Source organism: Bradyrhizobium sp. 138 (assembly GCF_023074075.1).
GTDB lineage: Bacteria > Pseudomonadota > Alphaproteobacteria > Rhizobiales > Xanthobacteraceae > Bradyrhizobium.
Window position 1 is genome coordinate 17,191 of record NZ_JADPKT010000073.1, and the last position, 11,142, is coordinate 28,332.

Below are 11,142 nucleotides of genomic sequence, written 5' to 3' on the forward strand. Positions count from 1 at the left end.
CCCACCCTACGAGATCTCGACCGTGACGGCGAGTTACGGCTTCAAGATCGACGCGCCCGTGGTCTTGCGGCTCTCGAGATCGATATGCGCTTTCGCGGCGTCCTTGAGCGCGTAGGCGTGGTTGATCGGCACGTGCAGCTTACCGTTGATGACGGCGGCGAACAGCGTGTCGGCGCCTTCCAGCAGCTCCTTGCGCGTGCCGACGTAGTCGTTGAGCTTCGGCCGCGTCGCGAACAGCGAGCCGTGATTGTTGAGCTCGGCGATCGCGAACGGCGGCACGGGACCCGAGGCATTGCCGAACGAGACGAACATGCCGCGCGGCTTCAGGCAGGACAGCGAGCCCGGGAAGGTCGCCTTGCCGACGCCGTCATAGACGACGTCGCAGCCTTCGTTGCGGCTGATCTGCTTGACGCGCGCGACGAAGTCTTCCTCGTTGTAGAGGATGACGTGGTCGCAGCCATTGGCCTCGGCGAGCTCGGCCTTCTCGCGCGAGCCGACGGTACCGATGACGTGCGCGCCGAGCGCCCGCGCCCATTGGCAGGCGAGCAAGCCGATGCCTCCGGCGGCGGCGTGGACCAGCACGCGGTGATGCGGCTCGACCTTGAAGGTCTTGTGCAGGAGATACCAGACCGTCAGCCCCTTCAGCATCAGCACGGCGCCCTGCTCGTGGGTGATGTGGTCGGGCAGCTTGACCAGCTTCTCCCAGGGGATGTTGCGCTCGCCGGTATAGGCGCCGAGATTGTGGTAGTAGGCGACACGGTCGCCGGGATGGAAATGCGTCACCCCGGGCCCGACCGCGACAACCTCGCCCGAGGCCTCGTTGCCGGCGATGAAGGGCAGCCCCGGCGCCTTGTAGAGACCGGTGCGGTAATAGACGTCAATGAAGTTGAGGCCGACCGCGTGCTGGCGGACGCGCACCTCGCCGGGCCCGGGCGCCGGCACCTCGACGCTCTCATAGACCAGGGCTTCGGGGCCTCCGACCTTGTGCACACGGATGGCTTTGGTCATCACCTGACCTCCTCTGCTCGCAAGACTGAGCGAAAGACATCGCGCCCGCCTTGTCAACTCGACGCTGCCTGGAACAGCTAAGCGGACCGATTGCCGATTTTCCTGCGATTGCGCTTGGCCAGCACGTTGAAGAATTCGACCGCCGCCGAGAACGCAATTGCGAAATAAATGTAACCGCGCGGAATGTGGAAGTGCAATCCGTCCGCGACCAGCGCGACGCCGATCAACACCAGGAAGGCCAGCGCCAGCATCTTGGTGGTTGGATGCTCCGCGACGAAACGCGAGACCGGTCCCGACGAAATGTACATGATCAGGCAGGCGATCACGACGGCCGCGACCATGATCTCGATGTCCTGCGCCATGCCGATCGCGGTGATGATCGAGTCCAGCGAGAACACGATGTCGATGATCACGATCTGCACGATCACCCAGAAGAACGCGCTGCGAGCCGAGGCCTGACCGCCCTCGCCTTCATCGGCTTCGACCTCGCCGTGAATCTCATGCGTTGCCTTGGCGATCAGGAACAGGCCGCCGCCGATCAGGATGAGGTCGCGCCAGGAGAGATCGTAGCCTGAGAACGAAAACACCGGCGCGGTCAGACCGATCAGCCAGACCAGCAGGCTGAGCAGGATGATGCGGAAGATCAGCGCCAGCGCGAGCCCGATCTGGCGGGCGCGATGCGCCTGCTTCTCGGGGATGCGCGAGACGATCACCGACAGGAAGATGACGTTGTCGATACCGAGCACGATCTCGAGCGCCGTCAATGTCAGCAGCGCCGCCCAGGCTTCGGGGCTGGTCAGCAGGTGCATCACGCGAAGGATCTCACCAGGCGGATCAAGGCGTCGCTGAAGCTGATCCAAAGTGCGATGGCGCAGAGCACGATGGTGACCCCGGTGCCAACGCGAAAATCCATCTCCAGCGTGTAGAGGCCGAGCAACGCCCAGATCGCGATCAGCGACATCGTCAGCCACCGCAGCCGCACGACGCGGACCGGATGCAGCACGTGGAACGGCACGAAGGTCAGCACGACCAGTGCGGTCACCAGCAGCGTCGACCATAGCGGCGGCCAGTGCAGCAGGAACAAATAGAACGCCGCCGCATTCCACAGCGCCGGAAAACCGCGGAAATGATTGTCGTCCGCCTTCATGCGCAGATCGGCGAAATATAGTGCGCTGGTGACGATGATGGCGATGCCGAGCAAGGGAGCTGCGACCGGCAGCAGCAAGCCGCTGGCCACGATCGCATAGGCCGGCACGAAGACATAGGTGACGAAGTCGACCACGAGATCGAGCACGTCGCCCGACCAGTTCGGCTGCACGTTCTTGACGTCGAGCCGGCGCGCGATCGGACCGTCGATCGCGTCGATGATCAGGGCGACGCCCAGCCACTGAAACATCGCCGCCCAGTGCTCGCGCACGGCCTCCAGCATCGCGAGCAGCGCGATCGCCGCGCCGAACGCGGTGAAGACGTGCACCGAGAAGGCCGCGGCGCGGATCGCGGGCGTGGGCTTCAGGGAATCCTCTTGGCTGTCCATGGCTTCTGCTATCAGAATGAGGCCGGCTTGCACATCCGCCATGGCGCCGCGCGGTCGCACAATTCGTCGAAAAATCAGGCAAAATCAGTGGACTTGAATTTGCCGCCGGGCGTGTCATTTGTCGTTCCATGACAGACGCATCGACACTCCATGACGCCGCCGTGATCGGCGGTGGACCGGCCGGACTTGCGGCAGCCATCGCACTGGCGCAGGCGGGTGCGCGGACCGCACTGGTGGCGCGGCGCGTGCCGTATGCCGACAATCGCACCACCGCACTGTTAGGAGCCTCCGTCGATCTACTGGAGACCCTCGACGTCTGGTCGCGCTGCAAGGACAAGGCGGCTGCGCTCGAGGTCATGCGCCTCGTCGACGACACCGGCCGGCTGTTCCGCAGCCCCGAGGTCCGCTTCTCCTGTCACGAAATCGCGCTAGACGCCTTCGGCTACAACATCGACAACCGCTCGCTGATGCTGGCGCTGGAAGCGCGTGCGGCCGAGCTGCCCCATCTCGACCGTTTCGACGACGAGGCCGAAAGCGTCGTCATCGAGGCCGACGACGTCGCGATCCGCACGGCCTCCACACAGTTTCTCTCGGCACGGCTCGTGGTCGGCGCCGACGGCCGGCATTCGCTGTGCCGCGAGGCCGCCGGCATTGCGGTGACGCGGCGCGAGCTGAACCAGACCGCGCTGACCTTCAACGTCAGCCACACGCGGCCTCATCGCAATGTCTCGACCGAGTTCCACACGCCGCACGGCCCCTGCGTGTTCGTGCCCCTGCCCGGCGACCGCTCCAGCATCGTCTGGGTTTCGGCACCCGCGGAAGCCGAACGCCTGCGCGGCCTGAGCGATGAGGACCTCTCCGCCGCGATCGAGAAGCAGTCGCACTCGATCCTCGGACGGATGACGGTCGAGCCCGGCCGCAACCTGTTCCCGCTGGCGATCGAACGTCCAAAATCCTTCGGCAGCGATCGCATCGCGCTGGTCGGCGAAGCCGCCCATGTGGTTCCCCCGATCGGCGCCCAGGGTCTCAACCTTGGCCTGCGCGATGCTGCCGACATTGCACGGCTCGCCGGCGAGGCCATCGCGGCGGGCCAGGATTCCGGGGCGGACGAGGTGCTCAAGCGCTACGACCGGGCGCGGCGTCCGGACATTCTGAGCCGGACCTTTGCAATCGACATTGCCAACCGCGCCCTGCTCAATGATTTCCTGCCGCTGCAGCCGGTCCGCGCCGTCGGCATGCACCTGCTCGGCGCCATCGGCCCGCTCCGGCGTTTTGCCATGCGCGAGGGCCTGACGCCGACCTGGCGAAGGTAGCCCCTCTTAAGGGAACGCGAGCCGTCCGGTCTGGATCGCCCACATCACACTGGTCAGCGTGACCACGGACGCGAAGGTCCCGAGCAGCACCGCGACGGAGGCGGATTCGATCCAGGCATCGTTCTGCCGGGCGATCACGAACACGTTCAGCGCCGGTGGCAGCGAGGCCATCAGCACGGCGGTCGCGGCCCAGGGCTGCGCGAACGGCCCGAATGCAAGCATCAGGCCGAACGCTGCGAGCGGATGGAACAGCAGCTTGACCGCGATCACGCCCGGCACCTCCCAGGGCACGCGGTCGAACGGCCGCAGCGCCACGGTGACGCCGAGCACGAACAGCGCGGTCGGAGCCGCGGCGTTCTGCAGGAAGGTGATGGTGCGATCGAGCGCGACCGGCATCTCGATATGCAGCGATGCGAAACCCGCGCCGAAACATGCCGACATGATCAGCGGGTTGAGCACGATCTGCTTCAGCACGACGCCGAAGGCGTGCACGATCGAGGGATGGTCCCGGTCGGAGAGCTCGATCAGCAGTGGCACGATGGTGAACAGGAAGATGCTGTCGCAGCAGAAGATCAGCGCGGTCGGCGCCGCAGCCTTGGTCCCGAGCACGGCCAGCGCCAGTCCGGGCCCCATATAGCCGATATTGCCGTAACCGCCGGAGAGACCGGCGAGCGTCGCCTCGCGCAATGTCAGCCGGCCAAAAACCTTGCCCACGACCAGCGCCAGGGTGAACGCGGCGACGGTGGACAGCGTGGTCGCGACCAGGAACGGCGGGTTGTTCAATTCCGAGAACGGCGTCTTCGACATGATCGCAAACAGCAGTGCCGGAAGCGACACGTAGAGCAGGAAGAAGTTCATCCAGGCGAGGCCCGATTCCGGCAGGGATTTGACCTTGCCGCACGCGAAACCGACGAAGATCAAGCCAAAATAAGGTAGCGCGAGATTGAGGATATCGAGCATTGATGAAGTGTTTTCTGAAGACTTGGGGGCTATCCGCCCCTGAAGTGAACGCCAATTCCAGATGAGGCCACTAGCATCGGCCACAATCCTGGTCTATCGACGGGGGATGATTAAAGCGAGGACCGCCAAATTCCAGATCGGACAGGTCGTGCGCCACCGGATCTTCTCGTTCCGGGGCGTGATCTTCGACATCGATCCGGAATTCAACAACACCGAGGAGTGGTGGCTGTCGATCCCCGAGGAGGTACGGCCCCACAAGGATCAGCCGTTCTACCACCTGCTCGCGGAGAACGCTGAGTCCGAATACGTCGCCTACGTCTCCGAGCAGAACCTGTTGCCGGACGAGTCGGGCGAACCGATCCGGCATTCCCAGGTGGCCGAGATCTTCATCAAGAACAAGGACGGCGGCTACCGCCCGCGCAATCCTTCGCTGAACTGAAATTCGCTGCCTGCCAACGGCCAGCAAAAAAGGCGCTCAAACCGAGCGCCTTTTTCATATCGGGGATTTGGCCTCGATTACTTCTGGCCAGTCGGCGCCGCGCCAGGGGCAGCACCCTGCTGCTCGAGCTTCTTGCGCTGTTCCTCGGCCTTCTTCTGAAGCTCTTCCTGGAGCTTCTTCTGGGTTTCCTCGAACACCTTCGGATCGGTCGGCGGACCGTCATAGGCCTTCTGGAATTCGCCGGTGAGCGGCAGCGGCAGGGTCAGCGGCGCGCCGTTGGCGTTGATCGCCTGGACAACGAGGTTCTGGCCCTTCTTCATGTTGTTGATGAGCTCGGGCGTCGCCTCGTAGTCCGACATGCAGCCGTTCTGGAAGCAGATCACATACGGGCTCTGCAGCGGCGCGTTGTTGTCGACGATGATGCGGGTGCCGTGCACCAGCTGCATGCCGAGCGGCAGCGTCACGCGCAGGATCTTCTTGGGCTCGCCTTCCGGCTCGATGATGACGGCTGCGATAACCGGCTGGCCCGACTCGATGCGGCCGTCCTTGCCGGTGAAGCAGACCTGCTTGGCGTTGGCGTCCTGGCCCTTGAGGCAGAACTTGGTCCAGGGGGCGTAGATCAGCTGGATCTGCTGGTCGGCCGGCTGGGCCGCGCCCTGCTGCGCCGGAGCGCCCTGGGCGGGAGCCGGTTGGGCCTGCGGAGACGCTGCGGGCGCTGGAGCCTTGGGGGCGGCTTTCGGCGCGGCCTTCGGGGCTGGAGTCGCCTTGGGTGCGGGCGCACCCGGAGCCGGCGCCGGGGTCTGAGCCTCGGCGGCAAACGGGACGACCAACGCCGTCGCCGTCAACAGGGCGAGAAGTCGCCCGCGCGGCCGTACGGACGCGGCCAAGTAACGGAAATTCATTGCGGAAAACCCTTTCTGAACGGGAAGTGCCCGAACCGCTCCGAAGCACCGAACCTAGCCGCGTTGGGCGCGGCTCTCTCCCCGTCAATTGAGGCGGATAAGTGACGGGCTCGGCGCTCTTGCGCGATTGCCCGCCTTCTTAACGTGGCCGACGAAAAGATCAATGCCGACAAGCGCCTTTGGCCACACCCGCAGCTCCACCCGGTGAAATTCCCTGTGATAGGATTCAAGACTAGCCGGCCCTCGAATCAACGTGTGCTGATGTTCATGTTCCAACGCCTTTTCGAGGGCCCCGGTGTCCGCCTTTGCGTCTTGGCCTCAGTCCTCGTCTTGCCCCTCTGCGGGGGACTCTCGACCGGCGCTGCACGGGCCGAGGAGGCTCATGCCATCGCCATGCACGGCAAGCCGGCGATGCCCGCCGATTTCACCCGCATGCCCTATGCCAATCCCGATGCTCCCAAGGGCGGCCGGTTGACCTGGGGTGTTCTCGGAACCTTCGACAGCCTCAATCCCTTCATCGTGAAGGGGCTGGCCGTGCAGCAGTTGCGGAGCTACGTGGTCGAGAGCCTGCTCGCGCGCGGCAATGACGAGCCGTTCACGCTCTATGGCCTGCTCGCCAGGAGCATTGAGACCGACGACGAGCGAAGCTTCGTCACGTTCCGCCTCGATCCCCGCGCCCGTTTCTCCGATGGCAAGCAGGTGGCGGCCGAGGACGTGCTGTTCTCCTGGCAGCTGCTGCGCGACCACGGCCGGCCGAACCACCGGCAATACTACGCCAAGGTCGCCAAGGCCGAGGCGACCGATCCCCTCACCGTCCGATTCGACCTCGCAGGCGCCAACGACCGCGAGCTGCCGCTGATCCTCGGCCTGATGCCGATCCTGCCCAAGCATGCCATCGACGTCGCGACCTTCGAGGAGACGACGCTGACGAGCCCGATCGGCTCCGGTCCCTATCGGGTCACGGCGGTGAAGCCCGGCGCCAGCGTGACGCTCACCCGCAATCCCGACTATTGGGGCCGCGACCTGGCCATCAACCGCGGGCTCTACAATTTCGACGAGATCAGGCTCGATTATTTTCGCGAGGCCAACGGCCAGTTCGAAGCCTTCAAGCGCGGCCTCTACGATTTCCGTGTCGAGCATGAGCCGCTGCGCTGGCACGACGGCTATGATTTTCCGGCCGCGAAAAGCGGCGAGGTGATCCGCGACACCGTCAAGCCGGGCCTGCCGCAGCCATCCGAGTTCCTGGTGTTCAACACCCGCCGGCCGATCTTCGCCGACATCCGCGTGCGCCGGGCGCTGACGCTGCTGTTCGACTTCGAGCTGGTCAACCGCAACTACTTCTTCGGGCTCTATTCGCGCGTTGCCGGCTATTTCGCCGGCTCTGAGCTGTCGGCCTATGGCCGGCCTGCGGATGCGCGCGAGCGCGAGCTGCTCAAGCCGTTCGCGGCTCAAATTCCGCCTGACATCATGGACGGCAGCTACCGCCTGCCGGTGACCGACGGCTCGGGGCGCGACCGCACCACGCTGCGCGCCGCGCTGAAACTCTTGTCCGAGGCCGGCTACGATCTCGACGGAACCGTGCTGCGCAATCGCGCGACAAGGGCGCCCTTCACCTTCGAGATCCTGGTCACGACCCGCGACCAGGAGCGCGTCGCACTCGCGTTCCAGCGCGACCTCAAGCGCGCCGGCATCGAGCCGAGTGTACGGTCGGTCGATCCCGTGCAGTTCGACCAGCGCCGGCTCGCATTCGAATTCGACATGATCCAGAACCGCTGGGATCAGTCGCTATCACCCGGCAACGAGCAATATTTCTACTGGGGCAGCGCCGCCGCGGACAATCAAGGGACCCGCAACTACATGGGCGCCAGGGATGGCGCGGTCGATGCCATGATCGCCGCCCTGCTCGAGGCCCGTGAACATACGGATTTCGTCGCGTCGGTACGGGCGCTCGATCGCGCCTTGATCGCGGGCTTCTACACAATCCCCCTGTTTAACGTATCCGAGCAATGGATCGCGCGCTGGAATCGGATAGAACGGCCCAAGGCCACCTCGCTCTCAGGCTATTTGCCGGAGACCTGGTGGTCGAAGGGGCAGCCGCAAGCTCATCAAGCAAAGTGACGCCGTGAACCAGCCAGCCGTATCGCCGACGCTCGACACGTTGTTTCAGCGCACGCTGATCCGGCAACCGCACGCGACCGCACTGCTCGATCCCCTCAACAAGGCGCGCGTGACCGGGCACCAGCCGCGACGGATGACCTATACCGAGGCCGACACGGCCATCGAGGCGCTGTCGGCCTATTTCGTCGAATCGGGCCTGCCGGCCAATTCCGTCATTGCGATCCAATTGCCTGCCACGGTCGAGTTCGTGCTCACCGTGCTCGCCGCCCATCGCGCCGGGCTTGTCGTCGCGGTGCTGCCGCTGCTGTGGCGGCATGCGGAACTGACCGCGGCGCTCAATCGCACCGCGGCGCGTGCCATCGTCACCATGAGCACGGTCGACGGCGTCAGCTATGCCGACCTCGCGATGCATGCGGCCGCCGAAGCCTTCTCGATCCGTCACGTCTGCGGCTTCGGCACCGATCTGCCCGAGGGCATGGCTTCGCTGGACGAGGTGCTGGCCCGCCCGCCCGGCACCACGCGGGCCGTGATCCAGGACGGCCGCAAGGCGGCGATGATCTCCTTCGACGTCACGGCGGAAGGCTTTCGGCCGGTGCCGCGGCCGCATTTCAGCCTGATCGCCGGCGGGCTGGCGATGTCGCTGGAAGCCGACATCAGGCAGGGCGCGACATTGATGGCGGCGTTCGCGCCAATGTCGTTCGCAGGCCTCGCCTCCTCGCTGGCAGTGTGGCTGCTGTGCGGCGGGGTGCTGGCGCTGCATCATCCGTTCGAGAACGAAGTGCTCGAGCAGCAGATCAACGAGCATGAATGCGAGGTGCTGATCGCGCCGGCGCAGCTTGCCTTGCGCCTTGGCGATTCCGACCTGGCGGCGCGGATGCCCAGCTTGCGCAACGTCATCGGCCTGTGGCGCGCACCCGAGCAGGTGGCCGCAAGCGATGCCTGGATCGCTCCGCATGCGCCATTGACCGACGTCTATCTGTTCGGCGAGGCCGGCCTGTTCGGCGCCCGCCGCGGCGAGGACGGCATGCCGGTCGCAGTGATGCCGGGGCCGCACGGCGCCCCGCGCGAGCAGGCGGGCTCCTCCATTGCCGGCGAGATCCTGCTGACGCCGAAGGGCACGCTCGGCCTGCGCGGCGCGATGGTGCCGATCGCGGCCTATGCCCCGCCGCAGCCCGTCGGCGACAGCCTGACGGCGCAGCCGCCGCGCGACTATGTCGACACCGGCTATGCCGCGCGGCTCGACCGCCCGAGCGGCGCGATCTGCATCACCGCGCCGCCCTCCGGCATCATGGCCGTCGGCGGCTACCGCTTCCTCTCCAACGACCTGCAGGAATGGGCCCGCCGGCTTGGCCAGGGCGCCCTCCTCACCGCGCTGCCCGACCGCCTCTCCGGCCACAGGCTGGCCGGCCGCGCCCAGGACAATGCCCGCGCCCGCGAGGCACTCAGCGAACTCGGCCTTAACCCCCTGATGGTCGAGGCTTTTCGCGACCGCTCCGGTCAGGTCTAGGCGCAGTTTCACCTGCTACGTTGACGCTGCATTAATGCGGCCAAACTAGATTGCGCGGCAACTGTCGCGTGATCAGAGTTTGTCGAATGTCCCAGGCGGGCCCGATCCTGTTTGTGTCGAATGCCGAACGGCCGCCCTTCGTCGGGGCGCTGGACGAGGCCCGGCTGTTTCCTGTGGTCGACACCGACTGGGCCAGCGCGGCACGCGCGGTCGAAGAGGTGCAGCCAGCCGCGATTCTCGCTGCGATGCATGGCGGACACGAGCCGCACATGGCCGCGCTCTCAAGGAAGATCGCCGACCAATCGCCCTACCTTCCCTTCGTCGCCGTGGATGCGGCGGGCATGCTGCCTCACAACGCCCTTCCCTTCTCCTCGCGCGGCGGCAATCCCGACCGCCTGATCGCGCGGCTTCGCGCCGCTCTGCGCGTACGCACGCTCCATGCCACGGTGCTGCGCCGGCTGCCGGAAGTGAAGGTCGCGGCGCCGGAAGGCGATCCCGCACGCGATGCCACCGTGCTCCTGATCGGCAGGGGCGCAGCCTATCCCGCGCTCTCCGTGGCGCTCGGTGAACGCGTCGGCGTGATCGGCGCGCTCTCGATCGAGGCCGCTGCGAAACATCTCAACACCCGCGATCTCGACGGCGTCGTGCTCGCCGAGGGGTTTACGGCGCGCGTCACCGACGCCTTCCTCACGGTGCTCGCCGAGGACACCCGCTTCCGCAGCCTGCCCGTGGTCGTCACCGCGCACCAGTTGACGCAGACTTACGACCTGCCCAATCTCGAGCTGATCCCGGGCGAGCCGGCCAAGGTCGCGGCCAATGCGCTGCCCTTGATCCGCCAGCACGCGATGGAAGCGCAATTGAGCCGCACGCTGCGCTCGATCGATGCCGGCGGCTGGCTCGACCCACGCAGCGGCCTGCTCACGGTGGAAGCCTTCGCCCGCGATTTCGCCAAGGCGGTCGAGCAGACGCTGGCCCACGGCGGCGGCCTGTCGGTCGCACGCTTCGCCTTCGACCCCGGCAATTCCCGCGCCCAGTTAGACGCTGCCCGCATCCTCAGCCGCCTGATGCGGCAGATGGATTTTGGCGCGGCGCAGAAGGACGGCTCGGTCATCGTGGTGTTCGCGGAGACCGACTTCCGCACCGCCCATATGATCGCGCGGCGTTTGTCGGCAGTGATGCGGCACACCTCCAACGGCAAGCACGAGATGCGCAGCGAGCCCGTCGTCAGCGTTGACTCGCTGTCGCCGTCGGATACGGCCAGGTCGTTGCTGGCGCGGCTGTCGGCTGATGCGTCAAGGGCGGCGTCGTAAGGTCTCGTAGGGTGGGTTAGCCTTGCGACTGCGCGAAGCGCAGGCGCGGGG

The 11,142-nt window shown here is 65.9% G+C and carries 10 protein-coding genes; 5 read left to right on the forward strand and 5 right to left on the reverse strand.

The genetic code is table 11. The features are described 5' to 3' along the window. Positions 1-33: 33 nt before the first annotated feature. The 3 genes from IVA79_RS25105 to pcsA all read right to left on the reverse strand — a co-directional run bounded on the left by IVA79_RS25105 (position 34) and on the right by pcsA (position 2,584). Positions 34-1,008, reverse strand: coding sequence for a quinone oxidoreductase (locus tag IVA79_RS25105; protein WP_247557953.1), 975 nt, complete (start codon positions 1,006-1,008; stop codon positions 34-36). A 77-nt stretch (positions 1,009-1,085) separates the two neighbouring features. Continuing rightward, a complete protein-coding gene (locus IVA79_RS25110; RefSeq protein WP_247557955.1) occupies positions 1,086-1,820 on the reverse strand; it encodes a TerC family protein in 735 nt (244 codons plus the stop codon). Then, positions 1,817-2,584 (reverse strand): phosphatidylcholine synthase, encoded by a 768-nt coding sequence (gene pcsA, locus IVA79_RS25115; protein ID WP_247557957.1) that lies wholly within the window; start codon positions 2,582-2,584, stop codon positions 1,817-1,819. The genes IVA79_RS25110 and pcsA overlap by 4 nt, the downstream gene beginning before the upstream one ends. An 86-nt stretch (positions 2,585-2,670) precedes the next feature. On the opposite strand from pcsA, the gene IVA79_RS25120 reads away from it, so the two are divergent. Continuing rightward, positions 2,671-3,855, forward strand: coding sequence for a UbiH/UbiF family hydroxylase (locus IVA79_RS25120; protein WP_247557959.1), 1,185 nt, complete (start codon positions 2,671-2,673; stop codon positions 3,853-3,855). A 6-nt stretch (positions 3,856-3,861) separates the two neighbouring features. Here IVA79_RS25120 and IVA79_RS25125 read toward each other — a convergent pair whose 3' ends face one another. Further along, complete coding sequence (locus IVA79_RS25125; RefSeq protein ID WP_247557961.1) at positions 3,862-4,815, reverse strand: AEC family transporter; 954 nt, start codon at positions 4,813-4,815, stop codon at positions 3,862-3,864. Between the two features lie 106 nt (positions 4,816-4,921). Here IVA79_RS25125 and hspQ point away from each other — a divergent pair, with 106 nt between their 5' ends. Further along, positions 4,922-5,254, forward strand: coding sequence for a heat shock protein HspQ (gene hspQ / locus IVA79_RS25130; protein ID WP_018317973.1), 333 nt, complete (start codon positions 4,922-4,924; stop codon positions 5,252-5,254). Positions 5,255-5,331: 77 nt separating this feature from the next. On the opposite strand, the gene IVA79_RS25135 is transcribed toward hspQ, so the two are convergent. Further along, positions 5,332-6,156, reverse strand: coding sequence for an invasion associated locus B family protein (locus IVA79_RS25135; RefSeq protein ID WP_247557963.1), 825 nt, complete (start codon positions 6,154-6,156; stop codon positions 5,332-5,334). A gap of 261 nt (positions 6,157-6,417) precedes the next feature. Here IVA79_RS25135 and IVA79_RS25140 point away from each other — a divergent pair, with 261 nt between their 5' ends. The 3 genes from IVA79_RS25140 to IVA79_RS25150 all read left to right on the forward strand — a co-directional run bounded on the left by IVA79_RS25140 (position 6,418) and on the right by IVA79_RS25150 (position 11,091). Then, a complete protein-coding gene (locus IVA79_RS25140; RefSeq protein WP_247557965.1) occupies positions 6,418-8,274 on the forward strand; it encodes an extracellular solute-binding protein in 1,857 nt (618 codons plus the stop codon). A 4-nt stretch (positions 8,275-8,278) separates the two neighbouring features. Continuing rightward, positions 8,279-9,781, forward strand: coding sequence for a class I adenylate-forming enzyme family protein (locus tag IVA79_RS25145; protein ID WP_247557967.1), 1,503 nt, complete (start codon positions 8,279-8,281; stop codon positions 9,779-9,781). 86 nt (positions 9,782-9,867) lie between these two features. Further along, the gene (locus tag IVA79_RS25150; protein WP_247557969.1) at positions 9,868-11,091 is read left to right on the forward strand and encodes a GGDEF domain-containing protein; all 1,224 of its coding nucleotides are present in this window, start codon (positions 9,868-9,870) and stop codon (positions 11,089-11,091) included. Positions 11,092-11,142: the final 51 nt, after the last annotated feature.